We start from the raw sequence: 22,636 nt of genomic DNA on the forward strand, positions 1-22,636 counted from the left end.
TAATAATGATTCCTGTCAAGTTTCGAGGATATTTCATCTTGTCCAGGCTTGATGCCGGTCAAGGTTGCACCGGCTTTATGGGGGTAGGTTGCAGGGAGTGTTCGTCGCCAGGGAGCCCCATCATGGCCAAGCCTTTTCCGCTGCACCCCAAGCACCCCGAGCGCATCTGCTGGGGCTGTGATCGCTACTGCGCTGCCACCGACCTGGCCTGCGGCAATGGCGCCGACCGCACCATGCACCCGGCCGAAATGATCGGGGATGACTGGTACGAACATGGCGACTGGGGGCTTGCGCCCGAGCCGCCGGTTGCGGATGAGCCGTCAGCTGCCTGAGCGGGGTTTTTCCTTGCCGTCTTCATGGGTGTCAGCCGGCCTGGCGGGTTTGCTCGGCGGTTTGGCGGTGTCCTTGGTTTTTTTGTCGCTGTCCGAGGGGCTGCTGGGGTAGGTCCCCGGTGGCAGGGCGGAACCGGCGGCGCTGTCGCCACTCAATGCGTTGGAGGCAGGTTCCGGGTTATCGCCAAAGGCGGCGAGGGCGGGGCCCGAGAGCAGGGCTGACAGGCCGACGATAAGCACAATCCGTTGGGACGATCTGGTCTTCATGACGCTATCCCCTATCGTGTGGATGTATCAAGAGCCTGGATGGATTCCAGGCTCTGGTCATGCCTCGATCAAGCCGCCATGGGCTTGCTCGACTGCAACTTTTTATGCGCCGCTTTCATGGCTTCCATTTCAGCGCCCAACTCTTCAAGCAGCGCCTTGCCCAGCAGCTTTTTAGCCTGCGGGAACATCTCGGTTTCCTCTTCTTCGATATGGTGCTCGAGCAATTCCTTGACTACTTTGACGCGGCCGGAAAACTCGGTGGTCGAAGGTTCGGTTTGCTTCAGGTCGGGCAGTACCAGGGAGTCGACGGTGCGATGCTCTTCCTTGGCCTCGTGGTACATGATGTCCTGTTCCTTGCCGCCGGCTTTTCTGAACGCCGGGTAGAGGATTTCTTCTTCCAGCTTGGTGTGCAGGCTGATTTCCGCTTCCAGCTTGGCCAGCAACTCGGTGCGCTTTTTAACCCCGCGTTCGGTGGATTCACTCAGTTGGGTGAGCAGGGCCTTCACGCGTTCGTGGTCGGCTTTGAGCAGGTCAATGGCATTCATGGGTGACACCTCACGGGAATTTCAGGGCGTGTCGATATGCACGCCTCGTCTACTGCTGTGGTGCATCAGTTGTACCAACTTGAGTTTTTTTAAATTCGTGTTTTATTTCAATGGGCTACAAAAGGCGGGAGGCAGTGCCCGTCGTGCAGGTTGCATGGTTGGCCGTGCGGCGCGTTGCATTCCACAACGCAAGAAAATTTAAATGAACCCTCGTGCCCGATGCTTGACCTAACCCATACGACCTAGGAGGTGAAGCATGGAAATTCAATATATCTGGATCGGCTTGGCGGTGATTTTGCTGTTGCTGGAGTTGTGGGCGATCAATATCGTCCTGCGCAGCACCGGTGGTTGGGAGAGCAAGGGGTTGTGGTTGGTGATCCTGATTTTTGTGCCGTTGTTTGGCTTGATTGCCTGGGCGATGTTCGGGCCCAAACGTGAGATGCCGCAGCAGCGTAAAAGCTGAGTGGTTTGGGGAAAGGAAAACAGGCGCCGAGAGGCGCCTGTTTACATTCAACCGTGGCCGTTCAACCGGCGACAGCCTTGGCAATCGCCTCATTGAACGCTGGCAAATCATCCGGTGTGCGCGAGGTGATCAACGTCCAGCCATTGGCCTGGCACTGCTTGACCTCGGCATCCACCCATCCAGCGGCGCCGGCGTTTTCCAGGTCGATGCGCACGCTCTTATAGGAGGTCAGGGTCTTGCCCTTGATCACGCCGGCGTCGATCAAGGTCCATGGGCCGTGACAGATCGCCGCGATGGTTTTACCCGCGTCGGTGAAGTCCTTGATCAGGCGCAGCGCGGCCGCATCCTGGCGCAGGGTATCGGCATTGACGGTACCGCCGGGGATGACCAAGGCGTCAAAGTCGCTGCTCACGACGTCCGACAGTTGCACGTCGGATTCCACGGTTTTGTCCTTCTCGGTGTCGCCGACAAAGGTCTGGGTAGTGCCGCCTTTGCTCGAAGCGTGGGTCACCGCGGCGCCGTAACCGCGCAAGGCGTCCAGGGGCTTGAGCAGTTCGTCGCGCTCGATGCCGGTGTTGGAGGTGATGATCAAAATCTTCTTGCCGTTAAGGTGTGAACTCATGATCGAGTGTCTCCTGAGGGGTGGATTAAAGAAGCGATATGGGAGAGTGGATCGAGTCCGGGCGGCAAAGGTTTAAATTAATTTGCGCTTATTTCGCCGGCGGTTGGCGCGGGCAATTTCCTTGAACTATCCAAATTCACCGGCCTCTGCGAGCAGGCTGCCGAGACCGAGCGCAAGCTGGGTCACTGAGTGCCAAAGTGCGGCAAGCGGGCTTTTGTGGCGAGCGGGCTTGCCCCGCGTTGGGCTGCGAAGCGGCCCTAAAACCAGCCACCGCGTTTAGGCAGGATAGTGGCGGCGGGCTTATTGAGGGGCGCTACGCGCCCCAACGCGGGGCAAGCCCGCTCGCCACAACAAGCCCGCTCGCCACAACAAGCCTGCCAGCCGCACCGTTGCTGCTACTCGGTATCCACCCGCAACACCTCCAACCCTAACTGCTCATACGCCTCCACACTCGGCACATGCCACTCCGTGATCAACGTGTGAATACGGTTGCACGGCGCCACCACAAACGGCTCCACCGCTCCCAGCTTGTCCGCCAGGGTCACCGCTACCACATGGGAGGCGCTGTCGAGCAGGGCCTGTTTGACCGCGACCTCGTCAAAATGCAGCGAGCTGATGCCCACTTGCGGGTGCAGTGCGCAGACCCCGGTAAACAGCAGGTCGGCCTTGATACTCTGGATCAGGCGCACGCTTTCCTGGCCGCTGGTAGACAAGGTGGCCGGGTTGAGTTGGCCGCCGGCGAGAATCACTTTTACGTCGGGATGGTCGGCCAGGGCGATGGCGATCATCGGTGACGGCGTGACAACGGTCAGGCGGATCGAACGTGGCAATGACTGGGCGATCTGCAACGTGGTGGAGCCGGAATCGAACAGCACGATCTGGCCGTCTTGCACCTGATCGGCGGCGAGTTGGGCAAGTTGACGCTTGGCTTCATTGGTCTCGCCGACACGGGTGAAGAAGTCCTTGCCGGTGTCCTTGGGCCGGGGCAGGGCGCCACCGTGTACGCGCTGCAACAGGCCGGCGGCGGCGAGTTCACCGAGGTCGCGGCGGATTGTGTCCTGGGACACCGCGAAGTGGTCCACCAGTTCCGAGGCAGTGACTTTGCCGTCGCGTTCCAGCAGCAACAGGATCTTCTGTTTGCGCAGCGAAGGCAGGTCGATGGCGTGATGAGTGTTGTGCATGGTTATGCGCTTTTTTGCGGGTTTGTGCGAGATTAGTCCGCAGTCGATATAAACGCAATGGCTGGTTGCCCACCCGTGGGGCGGTTACTCTCTGTGCTCAGTTCAGGGAGAGGTGACCTAGATGTCGTTGATTACAACCATCGAAGATTTACGCAAGCTCGCGCAAAAACGTGTCCCACGGATGTTCTACGACTACGCCGATTCCGGGTCCTGGACTGAGAGCACCTACCGGGCCAATGAAAGCGATTTTGCCCGGATCAAATTCCGCCAGCGTGTGGCGCGCAATATCGATGAACGTTCGATCCGTACCACCATGATCGGCCAGGACATGGCCATGCCGTTGGCCCTCGCACCGACGGGCCTGGCCGGCATGCAGCATGCCGATGGCGAGATCCTCACCGCCCGTGCCGCGGCCGCGTTCGGCCTGCGCTATACCTTGTCGACCATGAGTATCTGTTCCCTCGAAGACATTGCCGAACACGTCGGCAAGCCGTTCTGGTTCCAGCTGTATGTGATGCGCGATCGTGGGTTTGTCGAGCAATTGATCGAGCGCGCCAAGGCTGCCGGCGTGGATGCGCTGGTGCTGACCCTGGACCTGCAGATCCTCGGGCAGCGCCACAAGGATCTGATCAACGGCCTGTCGGCACCGCCCAAGCTGACCCTGGCGAATATCCTCAACATGGCCACCAAGCCGCGCTGGGTGATGGGCATGCTCGGCACCCAACGGCGCGGTTTCGGCAATATCGTCGGGCATGTGAAGGGTGTGGCGGACATGAGTTCGCTGTCGTCGTGGACCGCCCAGCAATTCGACCCGCGCCTGAGTTGGGACGATGTGGAATGGATCAAGAAGTGCTGGGGCGGCAAGCTGATCATCAAGGGCATTCTCGATGTAGAAGACGCGCGCCTGGCCGCCAATTCCGGTGCCGATGCACTGGTGGTGAGCAACCACGGTGGCCGCCAGTTGGACGGCGCACCGTCGAGCATCAGCCAATTGCCGGCGATTGTCGAAGCGGTGGGCGAGCGTATCGAGGTATGGCTGGATGGCGGGATTCGTTCCGGCCAGGACGTGCTCAAGGCCATGGCACTCGGCGCCAAGGGCACCATGATCGGCCGCCCGCATTTGTACGGTTTGGGCGCGATGGGCGAGGCCGGTGTGACCAAGGCACTCGACATCATCGCCCGTGAGCTGGACGTCACGATGGCACTGTGTGGCTATAACGATATACGCGATGTGAATCGCCAGATTTTGCTGCCGGGTACCTTCCCCGAAAGCGTTTATGCAGCAAAAAAATCGTAAAAAAATAAAAAGAGTTGTCCACGAAAACCGTGGGTATCTCTGTGGATAACTTTGCGAACGCCCGGCAGGGTTGGCGATTTAACCAAAGGTTAATATTTGATCAACTGCCGGCGAGGGCCAGTATGGGCAGGGTTTGCGCTTGACAGCCAAGCGCGAACCCAGTGCCGAAAAGCACATTTATGACTCGTTGTTGCGACCTGCGGCGTGGGTCACAACCTGGGCCGGCATCTTCGCTTGCATCAGGTTATCCAGTGCCTGGCGATAGCTGCGACCGGCCAGGCTCATGCTGTTGTTGTGGCTGGCACCGGGCACCAGCAACAGTCGCTTGGGTTCCTGGGCGGCTTCAAACAGTTGCTCGCTGAAACGCGGCGGTACGTAGCGGTCGTCCAGGCCATGCACCACCAGCAGCGGCATATGGATGTCGGCGATCTTGTCGATGGAGTCGAACTTCTGCGACAGCAGCCAGCGTACCGGTAATGAGGTGTTGGCCACCGCCGTGGCGACGTCCGCCAGGGATGTAAATGTCGACTCGATCACCAGGCCGCGTACCGGCAGCGGCGTTTGCTTGCCTAGTTCGGCGGCCAGGTCGATGGCCACCGCGCCGCCGAGTGAGTGTCCATAGATCAGGCGTTTGCCAGGGTCCGGTTGCAGTACCTGGAAGCGTTCCCAGGCGACGCGCGCATCTTCGTACACGGTGGTCTCCGACGGCAGTTCACCGTGGCTCTGGCCGAAACCGCGATAGTCGATGGCCAGCACCGAGAACCCGAGTGCATGCAATTGCTCGATGCGAAACAGCTGGCCGGTGAGGTTCCAGCGTACGCCGTGCAGGTAGAGGATCGCCGGCGCGTCCTTGTTGGCTGCCGGGTACCACCAGCCATGAATGTTCTGCCCCGACTTGAAACTGGCGGGCTTGAGTTCGAATTCCTGCACCGCCTTGGGCAAGCCGCTGTACCAACCGGCAGTGCCCGGCTCGATACGAAATACCAGCTCGCGCTCCTTGTGCTGCAGCACGCTGCAACCCACCGGCAGGCCAATGATCAACAGCGCCATGCACAGCAGGGGAAACCAGCGCAGGCTCAGGCGCGAGAGAAAACGAGAGGGCATGAAGATTCCAGGGCAAAGGTGAAACGGTGGTTTTACCAGATGGCCTACACAGGCAGGTATAAATTCGACGGCTGTCCAGGGTGATTGCTTGCAAAGTGTTACAGCGTTGAACAACCCGTGCACAGGTTGTTAGGGTAGGCGGCCGAACAGGAGAACAAGCACATGGATTTCACAGGTAAAACCGCCATCGTGACTGGCGGTGCGCGCGGGTTGGGACTCAGTTATGCACGAGCGCTGGCCCTGGGCGGTGCCCGGGTGGTGATCAGCGATATCGGCGCCGACAAGGCCGGTGCCGGCAACGATGCCTCGGTAGTACAGGCGGCGGCGGAGGCCTTGCAGGCCGAAGGGCTCGCAGTGGTCGGACATGGCGGCGACTTGTCCACCAACGAGGGTTGCCAGCAACTGGTTGCGTACGCCATCGAGGCATTCGGTCAACTCGATATCCTGATTCACAACGCCGGTTGGGTGGGTTACCAGAACATCCAGGACCTGGATGCCGCGTTCCTGCAGCGGGCCATGGACATCAACCTCTACGCGCCACTTTGGTTGTGCAAACACGCGTGGCCGCACCTGCTGCGCTCAACCGCGCCACGCATTATCCTCACCACCTCCGACCGCGCCATGTACGCACAATACGAGCAGACCGGCCTGGTGGCCTACAGCGCTGGCAAGATGGCGCAACTGGGGATCATGAACGCGCTGAGCCATGAGGGTGCCGAAGCTGGCATCCGGGTCAATGCGATCTCGCCGGTGGCCAAGACGCGGATGTGGGGCGTGACCGAGGAACCCGACGAGCTCAAGCCGGATTGGGTGACACCGGGAGTATTGTTTCTCGCCTCCACGCTGTGCGAGGACACCGGCTACATCCTGCGGGCCAGCAACGGTCAATTCACCGCAACGCGTTTCACTGAGAATCCTGGTGTGGATTACCCGCGCAACCTGGCGCGGATCCACGCCGGCAGTGCTGAAGAAGTCGCCGCCGCGTGGCCTCGCATCAAACAAGCGTGAACCCCGATTACTCCTTGGAACAAAGAGCCTGACCATGGACAACAGCCCCGTTCGCATCACCGCCGAAGAAACCCTCTCGGACAACTGGTACCTGCTGAAAAAATACAGCTTCGACCTGCGTCGCCGCGACGGCAGTTGGCAAGCCCAGACCCGCGAGGTGTATGACCGCGGCAACGGCGCGACCATCCTGCTGTACAACCGCGAGCAGCGCACGGTGTTGCTGATTCGCCAGTTCCGCATGCCCACCTTCGTCAATGACTACCACGGCTATCTGATTGAAGCGGCGGCGGGGTTACTGGACAACGCCAGCCCCGAAGAGCGCATTCGCCTGGAGGCGGAGGAAGAGACGGGTTATCGCGTCGGGCATGTGGAGAAGATCTATGCGGCGTTCATGAGCCCAGGGTCGGTCACCGAGCGGATTCACTTTTTCCTCGGCGAGTACCGGCCAGGAGATCGGATCGGCAGTGGCGGTGGCCTGGAAGAGGAGGGCGAGGACATCGAGGTGCTGGAGCTGGGCTTCGAGCAGGCGTTGGCCATGGTGCAGAGCGGCGAGATCGCAGACGGCAAGACCATCATGTTGTTGCAGCACCTGGAGTTGCGCATGCTCAAACAAGGTTGGTGACCCCCTGGCAGCGATCCCCCTTAAACAGCACGTACATGCAATTTTCCCACCCCCATCCCCGGCACACTCCCCTCATCGCTGAAATTTCAAGGCAGAGGGGCACACCATGGACCCAGCACCGCAGACCGGGCGCGACGAAGTCGTCACCCTGGTGGTCAAACACCTGATCAAACCCGGTCAGGAAGCCAACTACGAAGCCTGGTTGCGTCGCATCGTGCGCATTGCCGGCGAGCGTCCCGGCCACCTCGGTGTCGACGTGGTGCGCAGCAAACAGAACAACCTGGCGCTGTTCACCTGTGTCCTGCGCTACCGCTCCACCGATGATCTGGAAACCTGGCTCGAATCCCCCGAGCGCAAAACCCTCATCACCGAAGCCGCGCCCATGCTGGCCGACGGCGACAAGACCGAGATCGGTGCGGTCAATGAATTCTGGTTCAGCCCCGACAGCGAAAACGCCGTCAAGCCGCCGCGCTGGAAGCAGGCGGTGGTGACCTTGTGCGTGATCCTGCCGCTGACCCTGCTGGTGCCGATCGTGTGGGGCCCGATCCTGCGTCTGCACCCGTTCCTGTCCAACTACGTGGTCGCCACCTTCCTGGTCACCGTGACCATCGTCCTGCTGGTGGTCTACCTGTTGATGCCGGCGGCCACCCGCCTGTTCGCTCCCTGGCTTGAAGCCTCTGTAAAGGAAACCCTATGAACGCCGATCTGATTCTGTTCAATGGCCAGTTCCACACCGTGGACCGTGAAAACCCACGGGCAACCGCCGTCGCCATCCGCGAGGGGCGCTTCGTTGCCGTTGGCACCGATGGCGAGGCCATGGCCCTGCGTGGCAGCGGCACCCAGGTCATCGACCTCAAGGGCCGCACGGTGATCCCCGGCCTCAACGACTCGCACCTGCACCTGATCCGTGGCGGGCTGAACTACAACCTCGAACTGCGCTGGGAAGGCGTGCCGTCCCTGGCCGATGCCCTGCGCATGCTCAAGGAGCAGGCCGACCGTACCCCGACGCCGCAATGGGTGCGGGTGGTCGGTGGCTGGAACGAATTCCAGTTCGCCGAAAAACGCATGCCGACCCTGGAAGAGCTCAACCAGGCCGCGCCGGACACCCCGGTGTTTGTGCTGCACCTGTATGACCGTGCCTTGCTCAACCGCGCCGCCCTGCGCGTGGCCGGCTACACCAAGGACACGCCGAACCCGCCGGGTGGCGAGATCGTGCGCGACAGCAACGGCAACCCCACCGGCATGCTGGTGGCGCGACCCAACGCGATGATCCTCTACTCGACCTTGGCCAAAGGCCCGAAACTGCCGCTGGAATATCAGGTCAACTCGACGCGCCAGTTCATGCGCGAACTCAATCGCCTCGGCCTGACCAGCGCCATCGATGCCGGCGGTGGTTTCCAGAACTACCCCGATGACTACGCGGTGATCGAACAACTGGCCAAGGATGAACAGTTGACGGTGCGCATCGCCTACAACCTGTTCACCCAGAAGCCCAAGGAAGAACTCAGCGACTTCAAGAACTGGACCGGCAGCGTCACCCTGCACCAGGGCGATGACTACCTGCGTCACAACGGCGCTGGCGAGATGCTGGTGTTCTCGGCCGCCGACTTCGAAGACTTCCTCGAACCCCGTCCCGACCTGCCGCTGACCATGGAGCAGGAGTTGGAACCGGTGGTGCGCCACCTGGTGGAGCAGCGCTGGCCGTTCCGCCTGCATGCCACCTATGACGAATCGATCTCGCGCATGCTCGACGTGTTCGAGAAGGTCAACCGCGACATTCCGTTCAATGGCTTGCCGTGGTTCTTCGACCATGCCGAAACCATCACACCGAAGAATATCGAGCGAGTGCGCGCCCTCGGGGGTGGTATTGCGATCCAGGACCGCATGGCGTTCCAGGGCGAATACTTCGTCGAGCGCTACGGCGCCAAGGCCGCCGAAGCCACACCACCGATCAAGCGCATGCTCGCCGAAGGGGTGCCGGTAGGGGCGGGCACCGATGCCACGCGGGTGTCGAGCTACAACCCGTGGACCTCGCTGTACTGGATGGTCAGCGGCCGCACCGTCGGTGGCCTGGAGCTGCACGCCGAAGGCCTGCCGCGCCTGACCGCGCTGGAGCTGTTCACCCATGGCAGCGCCTGGTTCTCGTCCGAGCAGGGCAAGAAAGGCCAGATCAAGGTCGGCCAATTGGCGGACGTGGCGGCGCTGTCGGCGGACTTTTTCAGCGTCGATGAAGAAGCCATCAAGTGGATCGAATCGGTGCTCACTGTCGTGGGCGGCAAGGTGGTCTACGGCGCCGGCGACTTTGAAGACTACGCACCGCCTCGCGTGCCGGTGCTGCCGGACTGGTCGCCGGTGGTCAAGGTGCCGGGGCACTGGCGCCCCAGTTCGCCGTTGCAAGCTCAAGTACACCAATGCAGCGGCCCGTGCGGCGTGCATTCCCACAGCCACGAAAAGGCGCGCCTTTCCAAAGTGCCGGTCAGCGACTTCCAGGGCTTCTGGGGAGCGTTTGGCTGCTCGTGCTTTGCGTTCTGATACCTAAACCCACAAAGGAGTTACCCCATGACTTACAAGCGCTTGAACAAAGATGACGCGGTGGTGCTGTTGGTGGATCACCAGACCGGCCTGATCTCCCTGGTGCAGGATTTCTCCCCTAACGAATTCAAGAACAACGTGCTGGCCCTGGCCGATGTGGCGAAGTTCTTCAACCTGCCGACCATCCTGACCACCAGTTTTGAAGGCGGTCCTAACGGCCCACTGGTGCCAGAGCTCAAGGCACTGTTCCCGGACGCGCCGTACATCGCCCGCCCTGGCCAGATCAACGCCTGGGACAACGAAGATTTCGTCAAGGCGGTCAAGGCTACCGGTCGTAAGCAGATCATCATTGCCGGCGTGGTGACGGACGTGTGCGTAGCGTTCCCGACCCTGTGCGCCCTCGACGAAGGCTTCGAGGTGTTCGTGGTCACCGACGCCTCCGGCACCTTCAACGAAACCGTGCAACAAGCCGCCTGGGCCCGTATGACCGCCGCCGGTGCGCAACTGGTGAACTGGTTCGCCGTGGCTTGTGAGCTGCAAGTGGACTGGCGCAACGACATGGAAGGCCTGGCCAACCTGCTGTCGCCGCGTATTCCCAACTACCGCAACCTGATGAACAGCTACTCGGCGTTCACTGCCAAGTAAGCGGTTTTCAAGCCTGTAGGTAATCAATGTGGGAGGGGGCTTGCTCCCGATAGCGGTGTATCAGTCAAAGCTATTGAGACTGACACACCGCAATCGGGGGCAAGCCCCCTCCCACATTTGATTTGTGGTGTTGCGACCATCCAGTTATAAATCAGCCCATCGTCCACCGAGAAGCGACAATGAACCCTTTCGAAGACATGCGCCTGTTCTGCCAGGTCATGGAATCCGGCAGCTTCACCGCCGCCGCCGAACAGCTGGGCTTGTCCAAGCAGTTTGTCAGCCGCCGCCTGATCCAGCTGGAAGACCGCCTCGGCGTGCGCCTGCTCAACCGCTCCACGCGCCGCCTGGATATCACGCCCCTGGGCCAGAGTTACTACGAATCCGCTTTGCGCCTGCTCGGTGAAGTCGAGCAAGTGGAGCAGGGCATCGCCGGCCAGAACAGCGAACCGCGCGGCACCCTGCGCCTCAGCGCGCCGTTGTCGTTTGCCATGGCCCATCTGGGTTGCCTGCTGCCGCTGTTTTTGCAGCGCCATCCGCTGGTCTCGGTGGAGGTCGACCTCAGCGACCGTCCCGTGGACCTGATTGGCGAAGGCTACGACCTGGTGCTGCGGATCGGCACCCTGGAAGACTCCACCCTGATCGCCCGCCGTATCGCCAGCATCCCGCGTGTGTATTGCGCCAGTCCCGACTACCTGGCGCTGCGCGGCACCCCGCAAAAACCCGAGGACCTTGCCGAGCACGACTGCCTGCCCTACGGCCATGGCCGCCAGGTGCAATGGCGCTTCAAGGGCAAGGTGCAGGCGCTGCCGGTCAGCGGCCGCATGCGTGTGAACAACGGTGACCTGTTGCGTGACACCGCCATCGCGGGGCTGGGCGTGACCTACTTGCCGACCTTTATCGTCGGCGACGCCTTGAAGGACGGGCGCCTGGTCACCGTCCTCGATGACTTCGCCCCCGAAGCCCTGACCCTGTCGGCGGTGTACCCCCAGCATCGGCAAAGCTCACGGCCGGTGCAGGCGCTGGTGGAGTTTTTGCGCGAACGCCTGGCTAGCGGCTGTTGAACAGCTGGCGGATCAGGTTCGGGGTGCTGCCGGTCCAGCGCTTGAACGAACGCCGGAAGTTCGCCGCATCGTTGAAGTTCAGGTACGCCGCCACTTCGTCATTGCTGTAGCCCTTGACCTGGTACAGGTGCAACGCCACCTGTTTGCGCACGCGGTCCACCTGCTGTTGAAAACCGGTGTCGTGCTTGTGCAACTTGCGCTTGAGGGTCGCCGGGCTCATGGCGAAGGCCTGGGCCGCCTGTTCCAGGCTGGGCGGCTGGCGCACCTGGTCGCGCAGGTACTCGTAGAGGCAGTCGAGAAAACTGCTGGCAAAGCCTAATTGTTCGATCTGCTCGCGGGCTTGCCGCCGCGCAACCTGGCCGGCCGTGGCCGAGGCGCCAGGCCAGGCGCGGGTGAGGTATTCGCGTGGCAGGCACATCATGTCCAGCGGGCGCTCGAAGCGCGTGCCTTCGCCCAGATGTACCCAGTACTGCTCGATATAGCGCGGTTCGGCATGGCTGAAACTGCACGTCCATGGCAAGCGCTCGCCGCTGAGCCATTGGCTCATGGCAACCAGCGAGGTCATGCTGGCTTCCAGCAGGAAGCGCCAGTGTTCGCCGGCGCCGCAACTGTCCAGCCAGTACAGGTAGGCGTGGTGCTCATCCAGCTCCAGTTGCAGGGTGGCCAACGGGCTGAGCAGCACCTGTTGCTGGATCAGGATTTCCAGCGCCTGGTGCAGGTTCTGCGCATGCCCAAGGGCGTGGCTGGCGGCGCCGTAATAGCCGGGTAGCAGGCGCTGGCCAAACAGGAAGCTGCTGTCGTCGGCGTCCAGTAACTTGCGGCTGTTGCCGATCAAGCCGAAAAACTGCTGCGGGCTCAACTGCGCGGTGCCGGCCAGGATGTCCTCGTGAAACAGCCCGGTGCCGCGCAGCAGGCGATGGCTGTCGATGTCGCGGGACAAGGCCAGGTCGATCAGCGTGGCGGGTTGGTAATGCCCTGGGATGAAGCGGCTGTCGGCTTCGTACCAGCTGGTTTTCACGGCCATCTCAGGCACTTTTCGCAAGCGGTTGCTTGGCCCTGGCCAATGCCAGGTTCAGGCGCTTGAGCAAGTCCTGGGGCGGTTCTTCAAGGGCCATGACCACGGCGGTGGTCGCCGCCAGTTGCAGGCGTTCGCCCTGTTGCCGGGTCTTGTGGGCCAGACCGCGCACCGCTTGCTGCAACTCCAGCGCCAGCTCCTTGGCCTGGCGCTCGCCGGTATTGGGCAGCAGCACCACAAAACGGTCGCCGGCCAGGCGGCACAGCAGGTCCTGGCGGCGCAGGTTGAGCAGCAGCAAATGACTGAGGGCCTGCAACACCGCGTCGCCCTCGGCATGCCCGTAGGCCTGGTTGATGGCGGCGAAGTTGTCCAGGTCCAGGGCCAGCAGCGACAGCGGTTGTTGCTGCGCACGGCTGTCTTGCAGGCTGTCGGCCAACTGACGCTTGAGGTAGTCGGCGCCGGCCAGCGGTGTGAGTTTGTCGAACAACCGATGCTCACGGAACAAGCGCTCGCGTTTTTCCATCTGCGCGCTGATCGCCAGTTGTTCACGGTGCCAGTGGTAGATGCCGATGGTCAGCAGGATCATGCCCACCGGCATCGGCCCGGACTCGAGCCAATGGTCCCAGGTGATGCTGTCGGGCAGGCGGATAAATTCGTCGAGGCTGTCGATCCACCAGGAGAAAAAGATGCACGACAGGCCCAGCGCCAGGTAATTGGTGACGCGCCCGGCGGGGCGGCTTTTGAGCACCAGGCCCAGCCACACCAGGGCGAGCAGGGCGGAACCGCCTTCGCCGAAAATGTCCAGCCACACCCACTCGCTGACGCTTTTCAATTCGCCACAGGCCAGGTGCAGGATCAGCCCGAGGTTGGCGGCGAGCAGCAGCAACGTGAGTTTCCAGCGGTGGGGCTTGAGCACGGAAAACATGGCCGCGGGTCCTTGGGCAAATGAGCGATGGGCGCCAGCACAGCAGATGGATGTGACCGTTGGATGACGGTGGAGGAGGGTCGAATCAGCTCAGCTCAAACACACTGGAGATCAAAAAATGTGGGAGGGGGCTCGCTCCCGATAGCGCTGGATCAGTAGAGAAACAGGTGACTGACCCACCCCTATCGGGAGCAAGCCCCCTCCCACATTCGATCTGCTGAGGTCATTTCAGCTCATTTCAAGCCGGAAACCGGCTAAACCCCCCGGTTTATGGGCCTGCCACAGACCGTCTGTCACAGAACCGTCATCCCCCACCCCTAGCTTGCCCTCCCAGTTGCCGGGCCCCTTGCCTGGCGCCAACGGATTCTTGGGGAGGATTGCATGTACAAGCGCACCGGGCTCGTCAGCTTTACGCTTACCGCCTTGGCCCTGGCGATGGCCAGTGAACGGTTGAGCGCCGCCGACGCGAGCGCCACCGAGCACGTCGAAGTGGTCGGCCAGGCTGCCGCCATCGACCAGGCGCTCAAGGAGCAACGTAGTTCCGACAGCATCAAGAGCGTGGTGCATGCCGATGGCGTGGCCCAGTTGCCGGATGAAAACGTCGCCGAAGCGGTGCAGCGCCTGCCGGGCATCAGTGTCGAGCGCGACCAGGGCGAAGGGCGTTTTGTCAGCGTGCGCGGCCTGGGCCCGGACCTCAACAGCGTGACCATCAACGGCACCCTGGTGCCCGCCCCGGAAAGCGCGCGCCGCGCCGTGGCCCTCGATGTGCTGCCCTCGGAGCTGGTGCAGTCGCTGTCGGTGATCAAGACCCTCACTCCGGACATGGACGCCAACTCCCTCGGTGGCACCGTCGATGTGCAAAGCCTCTCGGCCTTCGACCATAAAGGCCTGTTCTATACCGGCAGCAGCGAAGCCAGCTACGACAAGAACACCCGCCAGACCAGCCCGAAATTCTCCGGCGCCGCCAGTAACCGGTTCAGCCTCGGCGACGGCATCGACAACTTCGGCGTGGCCGCAGCGCTGAGCTGGCAAAAGCGCGACTTCGGCTCGGACAACGTCGAAACCGGTGGCGCCTGGGATTTCACCGACGGCGCGCGGCTCAACGAGTTCGAACAACGCGACTACGACATCAGCCGCGAACGCGCCGGCGGTGGCCTGAACTTCGACTACAAGCCTGATGACCTCAGCAGCTACTACCTGCGCACCCTCTACAGCCGCTACACCGACACCGAAACCCGCAACTCCACCAGCATTGAATTTGCCGACCCCCAGGCCCCGGGTCAACTGGGCGATGCCGAGGGCAAGCGCAAGCTGAAAAACCGTGAGGAAACCCAGGAAATCCAATCCTATGTGTTCGGCGGCGAACGCATGCTCGGCCTGTGGACCTTAAGCGGCCAGGCCGGCTACAGCCAATCCAGCGAAGACAGCCCGGCACACATCGCCGGCGCCACCTTCGACGGCGGCGACTTTGCCAACAGCGGTTTCTACGACAAGGACAAACCCCGCCCGATCATCGGCAGCGGCTTCTACGACGCCCGCAATTTCAGCCTCGACAAGGTCGACTGGGAAAAACAGAACACCAGAGACACCGAGAAAAACCTGCGCCTGGACCTGGCCCGCGACTATGACCTGAGCGGCTATGCGTCCCAGGTCAAGTTCGGTGGCAAGGTCAGCCGCCGCAACAAGGACAACGACCTGGAAGCCTGGGTCTACGAAGACTTCGACACCCTCGGCTTCACCGCCGACCAACTCAACCTCACCCGGTTCCAAAAGGGCAGCGTCGACTATCGCCTTGGCAACTACGGCCCCGGCATCAGCCCCAGCGCCATCAAGCAACTGATCGGCAGCCTCAACCCGGCGGACTTCTATGACGAGACCGAATCGCGGGTCAACGACTTCACCATCCGTGAAGACATCAACGCCGGCTACCTGATGAACACCCTCGATATCGATGACTGGCGCTTTATCGCCGGCCTGCGCTACGAAGGCACCGAGTTCGAAGCCAAGGGCACCGGTGCCACCGATGGCGTGTTCACGCCCACCGAGACCCAACGCCGCTATCACCATTGGCTGCCGGGCCTGCATGCGCGCTACAAGATCGACAAGAACACCCAGGTGCGTGCGGCCTGGACCAAGTCGGTGGTGCGCCCGACGTTCGGCCAGTTGGCGCCGGGTTTCGTGATCGACGATGACGAAGCCACCTTCGGCAACCCGGACCTCAAGCCCCTGGAGTCGAGCAACCTTGACCTGGGCATCGAGCACTTTATGGGCCGTGCCGGCACCGTGTCGGCGTTCGTGTTCTACAAGGACATCAAGAACTTCGTCTACAACACCGACCTCGCCGGCACCGGCGCCTGGACCAACTTCGCCGAGGCCCACAACTACGCCAACGGCGACAGCGCCAAGCTCTACGGCCTGGAACTGGCCTACTCACAGAAGTTCGACTGGCTACCCGCACCGTGGAACGGTTTGCTGATCGGCGCCAACAGCACCTTCAGCCGCTCCAGCGCCGATATCGAAGGCTTCGACGCCGCCAGCGGCACGAATCGCAAACGCAACATCAGCCTGCCCAACCAGTCGGACACCGTCGGCAACCTGATGCTCGGCTGGGAGGACGACAAGCTCAGCCTGCGCCTGTCGGCCAACTACAAGTCGGCCTATCTGTATGAACTGGCCTCGATCAACGACAAGGCCCACGACCTGCACGTCGACGCGCAGACCTTCGTCGACTTCAGCGCGCGCTACTCGCTGACCAAGAACCTGCAAGTCAGCTTCGAGGCCCAGAACCTCACCGATGAGTCGTACTTCGTCTACACCGGCCACCGCAGCTACAACGGCCAATACGAAGAGTACGGACCCACCTACAAAGTGGGCCTGACCTTCACCCATTTTTGAATTCAACACATTTGATCTCCATTGTTTTTGAAGGATTTGTTTGTTCATGAGAATTTCCAAGCTGTACCTGCTGATTGCCCTGGTCACCAGCGGCCATACGTTCGCCGCCGACCTGGCGCTGACCCCGTGGGCACCCAGCCTGAAGGCCGAAGCCGTGACCTTCCTGCCCAACGCCACCGAGCGCGTGGCTGCCAGCACCCGCGACGGCCTGCAACTGCTTGACAGCAAGGGCGCCGTGCTGGCGCGTTTCAAGGGTAACTTCAGCAGCCTCGACACCCGCGCCGCAGGTGCCCAGGTGCTGGTCGCCAGCCTCGACAACGAGCGCCAACAGGCGCTGCTGATCAGCCTGGACAGCGCCAGCAAAAACTGGGGCAAACCGCTGTACCTGCCGACCCGCGACTACCCGGTAAATGGCCTGTGCCTGTACCGCGACGCCGCGGCCAACCTGTTTGTGTTCCTGGTGGGCGAAGAGGGCAAGGGCGAGCAATGGCTGGTGGGCAACGGCTCGACGCTGCTCACCGACCCCCAGCGTGTACGTGGTTTGCCGCTGCCGCCGTCGGCGCAGTTCTGCCAGGTGGACGACGCCACCCAGCAGTTGCTGGTGAATGAAGAGAATGTCGGCTGGTGGGCCTACCCGGCGCACCCGGAAGCCGAGGTGAAACGCACGCCGGTGGCGCTGTTCGACACTCCCAAGCGCGAAGCCGGGGCCATGGCGCTGGTACCCGGTGGCGTGGTTGCGCTGGACCCGAAGACCGCCCGGTTGCATCTGTTCCAGCACACCGGCGAACGTTGGGTGGAGCAATCGAGCCTGGGCCTGCCGGGTCTGAAAGAACCGGAGCAATTGGCGATCAATGGCCGCCAGTTGCTGGTGCGCGATGATGACAGTGGCACGCTCTACCAGGCCAGGCTCGACTGGCAGGCCACGCCCGTCGCGGCGGCTGCGGTGCTGCCGGAAGTCGCGGCCTTGCGCCAGAGCGACCCGGTCGGCCGCCAGGGCGACGCGGCGGATGACCCGGCGATCTGGATTCACCCCGAAACCCCGGCCAACAGCCGTGTGCTCGGCACCAACAAGAAACAGGGCCTGCTCGCCTACGACCTCGACGGCAAGCTGTTGCAGGAACTGGCGGTGGGCCGCCTGAATAACGTCGATGTACGTCCCAACTTCAAGCTCGGCGCGCAAACTGTCGACCTGGCTGTGGCGAGCAATCGCGATCACAACAGCCTGAGCCTGTTCAGCATCGACCGTCAGAGCGGCGAGCTGCGTGAGGCCGGTGAAGTGCCCACGCCGCTCAAGGAAATCTATGGCATCTGCCTGTTCCAGCCCGCCAGCGGCGAGATCTACGCGATTGCCAATGGCAAGGACGGCACCTTCCTGCAATACCGCCTCAGTGCGCCGGACGGCCGTGTGCATGGCGAGCTGGTGCGCCAGTTCAAGGTCGACAGCCAGCCCGAAGGCTGTGTGGCCGACGACCAGCGCCAGCGCCTGTTTATCGGTGAGGAAGACGTCGGCGTGTGGGCGGTGGATGCGCGCGCCGATCAACCGGCGACGCTGACCAGTGTGATCAAGGTCGGCCCGCAATTGCACGCGGATGTCGAGGGCCTGGCGCTGTACCAGAGCGATAAACATGACTACCTGGTGATCTCCAGCCAAGGCAATGACAGCTACCTGGTGGTGGATGCCGAACCGCCGTTTGCCGTGCACGGCGGCTTCCGCGTCGGCTTGAACGCCGCCGCCGGTATCGATGGCGCGTCGGAAACCGATGGCCTGGAAGTCACCGCCATCAACCTCGGTGGGCCATGGAGCCAAGGCATGCTGGTGGTGCAGGACGGGCGCAAGCGCATGCCCGAGCAAACCCAGAATTTCAAGTTCGTGCCCTGGGCCGAGGTCACCCGTGCATTGAAATTGCCGTGAACCGTCATCAACCGGTCATCACTTTTTAATCGAATGGGAGATTCACTATGCACGCGACGATGGAACATATGACGATCTGGGGTTTGATCAGCGACGCCAGCCTGTTGGTCAAGGCTGTCATGGTCACCTTGCTGTTGGCGTCCTTGCTCAGTTGGTACCTGATTATCCAGCGCGGCAGTGTGCTGCGCCGCCTGGAGCGTCAGTTGAACGCTTTTGTGCAGCGCTTTCGCGCCGCGCCGGATTTACAGGCGCTGTCCCGTGAGATCCAGCAGGCGGGCGAGGGCGGCATTGCGCCGATCTTTATCGCCGGGGTCCAGGAATACCAGCACCTGCACAGCCATGACCCGGCGGTGCTCGAAGGCGTAGAGCGGGCCTTGCAAGTGGCGATCACCGAGCAGGAAATCGAGTTGGAAAAGGGCCTGCAATTTCTCGCGACTGTGGGTTCGGTCAGCCCGTACATCGGCCTGTTCGGCACGGTGTGGGGCATCATGAATTCCTTTATCGGCTTGTCCCAGGTGCAACAGGCGACGTTGTCCACCGTAGCGCCGGGCATCGCCGAAGCCTTGATCGCCACGGCCATTGGCCTGTTTGCAGCCATCCCGGCGGTGATCGCCTATAACCGCTTCGCGGCGCGCGGCCAGACCCTGCTCACCCGCTACTACGCCTTCGGCAACGAGCTGCAAGTGCGCCTGCACCGCACCCTGCGCGGTACGTCGATCAACCTGGCCGTCGCCGCCTGAAAGGAGCAACTCCCATGTTAGTCAGGCCGCAACGCAAGCACGGGCCCAAGGCCGAGATGAACGTGGTGCCGTATATCGACGTGATGCTGGTGCTGCTGGTGATCTTCATGGTCACCGCGCCGATGCTGACCCAGGGCGTGAAGATCGACCTGCCCAAGGTCGCCGCCGAGGCGTTGGCCACCGACACCCGCCAGCAGATCCTCACGCTGTCGGTTAAGGCCGACGGTGGCTACTACTGGAACCTCGGCGGCGAACTCGATACCCAGCACCAGACCGACAGCGCCGTGAGCCTGGATGAAATGGGCGCCAAGGTCATGCAGGTGGTGGCGGCGCGCAGCGACACCCAGGTCTATATCCGCGCCGACGACAACGCCGGTTACGGCCGTGTGGTCGCGGCCATGGCGGTGTTGCAGAAGGGTGGAGTCAGCAACCTGGGGCTGGTGACCGAGGCCCCGCAATGACGGCGATGATCATGCACAGTCCCACCCTGACGATGGCGCCCCGGGATGCTTTCGGGTTTTGGAGAAACAGCCTCGCCGCCAGCCTGGCGGTGGCGCTGCACGTCGGCGTGCTGGCCGCGTTGATGCTGGGCTGGTCGACGGAGAAGCCCGTGGTGGATGCCCCTCGGGTGATGCACACGCAGTTGGTCATGCTGCCGCCGGCGCCAGCACCCGAGCCTGAACCGGTGGTGGCTGCTCCCGCACCGCCGGAACCGGTGGTGATACCGGTGCCGGTAAAGCCCGTGGTCGATCCACAGGTCCAGGCGCAAAAACTCGAGAAAGCCGCCCTGGCGCGTAAACGCGTCGAAGACAAGAAGATCGAGCAGCAGGAACGCCTGGCCAGCGAACAACGCAACCGCGAGCTGGAACAGCAACGCCTCGATCAGCAACGCCTGGCCGCTGAAAAAGCCCGGGCTGCCACACCCGCGCCAGCCCCGGCACCCGCCTTCGACAGCCGCCAATACCAACCCCTGAGCAAGGAGGCACCGGACTATCCCGAGCGCGCCCTGGACAAGAACATCGAGGGCGACTGCACCTTGGAATACAGCGTCAACACCCAAGGCCGCGTGGAAAACCCCAAGGTGCTGGACGGCTGCCACCCATTGTTTATCCGGCCTTCACTGGCGGCGGCGAACACCTTTCGCTACCAGCCGAGGATCGTTGATGGCAAGGCCGTGGCCGTGCCGGCAGTGCGCAACACCTTCCACTACCGCATCAAGTAACGCACTCAGAGGTCATAGCGCACCGACAGCAACAGCGTGCGCGGATCGTTGACCGAGTAATAACGGGCGCCGCTGGACGGCACATAGCCCACCGATTGCGGGTAAGCGCGGTCCAGCAGGTTTTTCACCGCCAGGGTGGTGGTCCAGTGGCCGTCGCCGCTGATGTAGCGAGTGTTGGCGTTCCAGAAGGTTTGCTGCGGCACTTCCTGGATGTCGTCGTTCAGCGCGTTGGCGTAGGACTTGGTCTGGAACTGCGCATCCGTGCCAGCCAGCCAGGTGCCCGGCAGGCCTGCGGGAATGGTGTAGTTCAGGCCGACACTGGCGTTCCAGCGCGGCGAGAACACCAGTTGCTTGCCATTGGCGTCGACCCCGGCACCGCTGGCGTTCTGGAAGTCGTCGTACTGGCTCTCCAGGTAGCCGAGGTTGGCGCTCAGTTGCAGGTCGCGGCTCAGGGCGGTGAGGGTTTCCAGCTCGACGCCGTAGGTGTGGGCCTGGCCGACGTTGGTGCGCAGGCTCACCCCCAGCGCCGGGTCGTAGGCGTTGGTCTGCAGGTCTTTGTAGTCGTTGTAGAACAGCGCGACGTTGGCCCGCAGGCGCTGGTCGAAGAAGTCGCCCTTGAAGCCGGTTTCCCAGGTGGTCACGTCTTCCGGCGAGAACGCCTGCTCGGCGGCGGCGCGGGTGGGCGCACGGTTGTCGTAACCGCCGGCCTTGAAACCCTTGGCGACGTAGGCGTACTGGTTGAGGTGCGGCGTCCAGGCATATTCGAAGCCGATTTTCGGGCTGGTGGACTGCCAGGATTTGCTCGACTCGGCCGCGAAGTTGGTGCCGGTAATCTGCCGGTCGGTATTGATCGCGTAATTGGTGAACTCGAAGTTCTTGTGTTCGCGGGTAAAGCGCAGGCCGGCGATCAGCGACAGCTGCGGGGTGATCTTGTAGGTGCCCTGGCCATACAGCGCGTAGCTTTCGGTGTTGGTGGTGCTGTACTGGCCCTGGCCGATCACCCGGTTGCGTGCGATGGAGTAGGTGAGGTTGTCGCGGTCTGCATCGAAGCGTTCGCGGTACAGGTACAGGCCGGTGCTGAAGCTGAAGTCGTCATAGTCACCGTTGAGCTGGAATTCCTGGGTGGCGTAGTTCTGCTTGTAGAGGATCAGGTTGTTCTGGATCAGCGCGGCCTGCCCCGAGTTGTCGTAGTCCACCGGCTGGTTGAAGGACGACCAGGCAGTGACCGATTTGACATTCAAGTGATCGTTGATCGCATAGATCGCGCGCAATACCGAACTGCCCTGGTCAAGGCGGTTTTTCGGGTCGAGGCTGCTGTAGCTCTTGAACTTGTCGAAACGGCCATTGGCGTCGAACGGCGAGTAGCTGGTGGTGTCGCCACGGTCAAAGGTGCCGGCCAGGGTCAACTGCACATCCCAGGGTGAATCCTCCGGCTTGTAGCGCAGCTTGCCACGGTAGGACTGGATATCGACGTTGTTCACATCCTTGCCCCGGGTCGGGTTGGACACCGTGCCGTCGCGGCTCAGGCGGATCGCCGAAAAGCTGCCGAACAAGGCGTTGTCCACCAGCGGGCCGCTGATCAGGAAACGGCCGTTCTGCGCGTTGTAATTACCCGCACCGAGCTCGACGAAACCACGGGTTTCCTGGTTGGGGTCACGGGTGATCACGCGGATCGCCCCCGCGCTGCTGTTGCGCCCGTACAGGGTGCCCTGGGGGCCGCGCAGCACTTCGACGCGCTCGACGTCATTGAAATCGAGCATCGAAGAAATCGCCCTTGGGATGTACAAGTCATCGGCATACACCGCCACGGCGGCTTCCTGGATCGGATCGGTTTCACCGATGCCGCGAATGCCATAGGTCTGGGCGCTGTAGGAGATCGACTGGCGGCTGAGAGTCAGGTTCGGCACCTGGCCCGACAGGTCGCGCACGCTGCGGATCTGCTTGTCGTCGAGGCTCTTCTCGTCGAAGGCGGAAATCGCCAGTGGGGTTTTCTGCAAGTCTTCACTGCGGTGCTCGGCCGTGACATTGACCACCGGCAGCGCGGCGTCATCGGCGTGGGCGTACGCGCCGAACAGGGCGAGGGAGACAGCAAGGGTGAGGCGATTGGGCGCGGCGATGTGGCTCATGGTAGGTCCCTGAGAAAGTGGTGGTTCAGGCAAGGCCTCCACCTGGTCAGGGGTCGGTGCTGGACATAACAATATGGATAGGAAAGGCGTTCGTAAAAGTCCGTTTTGTTATATGTTAATTA

The 22,636-nt window shown here is 62.2% G+C and carries 22 protein-coding genes; 14 read left to right on the forward strand and 8 right to left on the reverse strand.

Annotated features, from left to right (window positions below):
- Positions 1–122 precede the first annotated feature (122 nt).
- Entirely contained in the window at positions 123–332 is a 210-nt protein-coding gene (locus tag AD670_RS08060; RefSeq protein ID WP_053130271.1) for a DUF3079 domain-containing protein, read from the forward strand.
- On the opposite strand, the gene AD670_RS08065 is transcribed toward AD670_RS08060, so the two are convergent.
- Together AD670_RS08065 and AD670_RS08070 are read right to left on the reverse strand one after the other, a co-directional pair.
- Entirely contained in the window at positions 321–599 is a 279-nt protein-coding gene (locus AD670_RS08065; protein ID WP_053130274.1) for a hypothetical protein, read from the reverse strand. The genes AD670_RS08060 and AD670_RS08065 overlap by 12 nt on opposite strands.
- Before the next feature lie 68 nt (positions 600–667).
- Complete coding sequence (locus AD670_RS08070) at positions 668–1,144, reverse strand: hemerythrin domain-containing protein (RefSeq protein WP_053130277.1); 477 nt, start codon at positions 1,142–1,144, stop codon at positions 668–670.
- 256 nt (positions 1,145–1,400) lie between these two features.
- Between AD670_RS08070 and AD670_RS08075 the strand changes: the two genes are divergently transcribed.
- A complete protein-coding gene (locus AD670_RS08075; protein ID WP_053130280.1) occupies positions 1,401–1,607 on the forward strand; it encodes a PLDc N-terminal domain-containing protein in 207 nt (68 codons plus the stop codon).
- Positions 1,608–1,668: 61 nt separating this feature from the next.
- Here the strand turns inward: AD670_RS08075 and AD670_RS08080 are convergent, their stop codons facing one another.
- Positions 1,669–2,229, reverse strand: a complete 561-nt coding sequence (locus tag AD670_RS08080; protein ID WP_053130283.1) for a type 1 glutamine amidotransferase domain-containing protein — start codon at positions 2,227–2,229, stop codon at positions 1,669–1,671.
- A 395-nt stretch (positions 2,230–2,624) separates the two neighbouring features.
- Positions 2,625–3,410 (reverse strand): DeoR/GlpR family DNA-binding transcription regulator, encoded by a 786-nt coding sequence (locus tag AD670_RS08085; protein ID WP_053130286.1) that lies wholly within the window; start codon positions 3,408–3,410, stop codon positions 2,625–2,627.
- Positions 3,411–3,531: 121 nt separating this feature from the next.
- Here AD670_RS08085 and AD670_RS08090 point away from each other — a divergent pair, with 121 nt between their 5' ends.
- On the forward strand, positions 3,532–4,707 hold the full coding sequence (locus AD670_RS08090; RefSeq protein WP_053130289.1) for an alpha-hydroxy acid oxidase: 1,176 nt from the start codon (positions 3,532–3,534) through the stop codon (positions 4,705–4,707).
- A 177-nt stretch (positions 4,708–4,884) separates the two neighbouring features.
- On the opposite strand, the gene AD670_RS08095 is transcribed toward AD670_RS08090, so the two are convergent.
- Positions 4,885–5,811, reverse strand: a complete 927-nt coding sequence (locus AD670_RS08095; RefSeq protein ID WP_053130292.1) for an alpha/beta hydrolase — start codon at positions 5,809–5,811, stop codon at positions 4,885–4,887.
- A 162-nt stretch (positions 5,812–5,973) separates the two neighbouring features.
- On the opposite strand from AD670_RS08095, the gene AD670_RS08100 reads away from it, so the two are divergent.
- The 6 genes from AD670_RS08100 (at position 5,974) to AD670_RS08125 (ending at position 11,679) form a co-directional block, all read left to right on the forward strand.
- Positions 5,974–6,819, forward strand: coding sequence for an SDR family NAD(P)-dependent oxidoreductase (locus tag AD670_RS08100; protein ID WP_053130294.1), 846 nt, complete (start codon positions 5,974–5,976; stop codon positions 6,817–6,819).
- 34 nt (positions 6,820–6,853) lie between these two features.
- Positions 6,854–7,441 carry an NUDIX domain-containing protein gene (locus tag AD670_RS08105; protein WP_053130298.1) on the forward strand — a complete coding sequence of 196 codons (588 nt, stop codon included), beginning with the start codon at positions 6,854–6,856 and terminating at the stop codon, positions 7,439–7,441.
- 106 nt (positions 7,442–7,547) lie between these two features.
- Complete coding sequence (locus AD670_RS08110; RefSeq protein WP_053130301.1) at positions 7,548–8,138, forward strand: antibiotic biosynthesis monooxygenase; 591 nt, start codon at positions 7,548–7,550, stop codon at positions 8,136–8,138.
- Positions 8,135–9,973 (forward strand): amidohydrolase, encoded by a 1,839-nt coding sequence (locus AD670_RS08115; RefSeq protein ID WP_053130304.1) that lies wholly within the window; start codon positions 8,135–8,137, stop codon positions 9,971–9,973. The genes AD670_RS08110 and AD670_RS08115 overlap by 4 nt, the downstream gene beginning before the upstream one ends.
- 27 nt (positions 9,974–10,000) lie before the next feature.
- Positions 10,001–10,618, forward strand: a complete 618-nt coding sequence (gene ycaC, locus AD670_RS08120) for an isochorismate family cysteine hydrolase YcaC (RefSeq protein WP_027607149.1) — start codon at positions 10,001–10,003, stop codon at positions 10,616–10,618.
- A gap of 179 nt (positions 10,619–10,797) precedes the next feature.
- Positions 10,798–11,679, forward strand: a complete 882-nt coding sequence (locus tag AD670_RS08125; RefSeq protein ID WP_053130307.1) for a LysR family transcriptional regulator — start codon at positions 10,798–10,800, stop codon at positions 11,677–11,679.
- Here the strand turns inward: AD670_RS08125 and AD670_RS08130 are convergent.
- Both AD670_RS08130 and AD670_RS08135 read right to left on the reverse strand, forming a co-directional pair.
- Positions 11,666–12,703 carry an AraC family transcriptional regulator gene (locus tag AD670_RS08130; protein ID WP_053130310.1) on the reverse strand — a complete coding sequence of 346 codons (1,038 nt, stop codon included), beginning with the start codon at positions 12,701–12,703 and terminating at the stop codon, positions 11,666–11,668. The two genes, AD670_RS08125 and AD670_RS08130, sit on opposite strands and share 14 nt — an antisense overlap.
- A 1-nt stretch (position 12,704) precedes the next feature.
- Positions 12,705–13,619 (reverse strand): GGDEF domain-containing protein, encoded by a 915-nt coding sequence (locus tag AD670_RS08135; RefSeq protein ID WP_053130313.1) that lies wholly within the window; start codon positions 13,617–13,619, stop codon positions 12,705–12,707.
- Between the two features lie 381 nt (positions 13,620–14,000).
- On the opposite strand from AD670_RS08135, the gene AD670_RS08140 reads away from it, so the two are divergent.
- Genes AD670_RS08140 through AD670_RS08160 form a run of 5 tightly spaced genes read left to right on the forward strand, consistent with a single transcriptional unit; the run spans position 14,001 to position 20,388 of the window.
- Complete coding sequence (locus AD670_RS08140) at positions 14,001–16,514, forward strand: TonB-dependent receptor (protein WP_053130314.1); 2,514 nt, start codon at positions 14,001–14,003, stop codon at positions 16,512–16,514.
- A 46-nt stretch (positions 16,515–16,560) separates the two neighbouring features.
- On the forward strand, positions 16,561–18,426 hold the full coding sequence (locus AD670_RS08145; protein ID WP_053130317.1) for a phytase: 1,866 nt from the start codon (positions 16,561–16,563) through the stop codon (positions 18,424–18,426).
- A 47-nt stretch (positions 18,427–18,473) separates the two neighbouring features.
- Entirely contained in the window at positions 18,474–19,166 is a 693-nt protein-coding gene (gene tolQ / locus AD670_RS08150; RefSeq protein WP_053130320.1) for a protein TolQ, read from the forward strand.
- A 14-nt stretch (positions 19,167–19,180) separates the two neighbouring features.
- Positions 19,181–19,627, forward strand: coding sequence for a protein TolR (gene tolR / locus AD670_RS08155; RefSeq protein ID WP_027607142.1), 447 nt, complete (start codon positions 19,181–19,183; stop codon positions 19,625–19,627).
- Positions 19,624–20,388, forward strand: coding sequence for an energy transducer TonB (locus tag AD670_RS08160; protein WP_053130323.1), 765 nt, complete (start codon positions 19,624–19,626; stop codon positions 20,386–20,388). The genes tolR and AD670_RS08160 overlap by 4 nt, the downstream gene beginning before the upstream one ends.
- Positions 20,389–20,393: 5 nt before the next feature.
- On the opposite strand, the gene AD670_RS08165 is transcribed toward AD670_RS08160, so the two are convergent.
- A complete protein-coding gene (locus AD670_RS08165; RefSeq protein ID WP_053130326.1) occupies positions 20,394–22,514 on the reverse strand; it encodes a TonB-dependent receptor in 2,121 nt (706 codons plus the stop codon).
- Between the last annotated feature and the right edge of the window lie 122 nt (positions 22,515–22,636).

The sequence above is a fragment of the Pseudomonas sp. MIACH genome (assembly GCF_001269925.1).
Classification (GTDB): domain Bacteria; phylum Pseudomonadota; class Gammaproteobacteria; order Pseudomonadales; family Pseudomonadaceae; genus Aquipseudomonas.

Excerpts from the sequence above, each read along its gene's own strand:
- AD670_RS08100 (WP_053130294.1), top strand. The coding sequence starts at position 5,974 with ATGGATTTCACAGGTAAAACCGCCATCGTGACTGGCGGTGCGCGCGGG.
- AD670_RS08060 (WP_053130271.1), top strand. The coding sequence starts at position 123 with ATGGCCAAGCCTTTTCCGCTGCACCCCAAGCACCCCGAGCGCATCTGC.
- AD670_RS08070 (WP_053130277.1), bottom strand. The coding sequence starts at position 1,144 with ATGAATGCCATTGACCTGCTCAAAGCCGACCACGAACGCGTGAAGGCC.
- AD670_RS08105 (WP_053130298.1), top strand. The coding sequence starts at position 6,854 with ATGGACAACAGCCCCGTTCGCATCACCGCCGAAGAAACCCTCTCGGAC.
- AD670_RS08065 (WP_053130274.1), bottom strand. The coding sequence starts at position 599 with ATGAAGACCAGATCGTCCCAACGGATTGTGCTTATCGTCGGCCTGTCA.
- AD670_RS08090 (WP_053130289.1), top strand. The coding sequence starts at position 3,532 with ATGTCGTTGATTACAACCATCGAAGATTTACGCAAGCTCGCGCAAAAA.
- AD670_RS08115 (WP_053130304.1), top strand. The coding sequence starts at position 8,135 with ATGAACGCCGATCTGATTCTGTTCAATGGCCAGTTCCACACCGTGGAC.
- AD670_RS08110 (WP_053130301.1), top strand. The coding sequence starts at position 7,548 with ATGGACCCAGCACCGCAGACCGGGCGCGACGAAGTCGTCACCCTGGTG.
- AD670_RS08130 (WP_053130310.1), bottom strand. The coding sequence starts at position 12,703 with ATGGCCGTGAAAACCAGCTGGTACGAAGCCGACAGCCGCTTCATCCCA.
- tolQ (WP_053130320.1), top strand. The coding sequence starts at position 18,474 with ATGCACGCGACGATGGAACATATGACGATCTGGGGTTTGATCAGCGAC.
- tolR (WP_027607142.1), top strand. The coding sequence starts at position 19,181 with ATGTTAGTCAGGCCGCAACGCAAGCACGGGCCCAAGGCCGAGATGAAC.
- ycaC (WP_027607149.1), top strand. The coding sequence starts at position 10,001 with ATGACTTACAAGCGCTTGAACAAAGATGACGCGGTGGTGCTGTTGGTG.
- AD670_RS08140 (WP_053130314.1), top strand. The coding sequence starts at position 14,001 with ATGTACAAGCGCACCGGGCTCGTCAGCTTTACGCTTACCGCCTTGGCC.
- AD670_RS08160 (WP_053130323.1), top strand. The coding sequence starts at position 19,624 with ATGACGGCGATGATCATGCACAGTCCCACCCTGACGATGGCGCCCCGG.
- AD670_RS08135 (WP_053130313.1), bottom strand. The coding sequence starts at position 13,619 with ATGTTTTCCGTGCTCAAGCCCCACCGCTGGAAACTCACGTTGCTGCTG.
- AD670_RS08075 (WP_053130280.1), top strand. The coding sequence starts at position 1,401 with ATGGAAATTCAATATATCTGGATCGGCTTGGCGGTGATTTTGCTGTTG.
- AD670_RS08125 (WP_053130307.1), top strand. The coding sequence starts at position 10,798 with ATGAACCCTTTCGAAGACATGCGCCTGTTCTGCCAGGTCATGGAATCC.
- AD670_RS08080 (WP_053130283.1), bottom strand. The coding sequence starts at position 2,229 with ATGAGTTCACACCTTAACGGCAAGAAGATTTTGATCATCACCTCCAAC.
- AD670_RS08095 (WP_053130292.1), bottom strand. The coding sequence starts at position 5,811 with ATGCCCTCTCGTTTTCTCTCGCGCCTGAGCCTGCGCTGGTTTCCCCTG.
- AD670_RS08145 (WP_053130317.1), top strand. The coding sequence starts at position 16,561 with ATGAGAATTTCCAAGCTGTACCTGCTGATTGCCCTGGTCACCAGCGGC.
- AD670_RS08165 (WP_053130326.1), bottom strand. The coding sequence starts at position 22,514 with ATGAGCCACATCGCCGCGCCCAATCGCCTCACCCTTGCTGTCTCCCTC.
- AD670_RS08085 (WP_053130286.1), bottom strand. The coding sequence starts at position 3,410 with ATGCACAACACTCATCACGCCATCGACCTGCCTTCGCTGCGCAAACAG.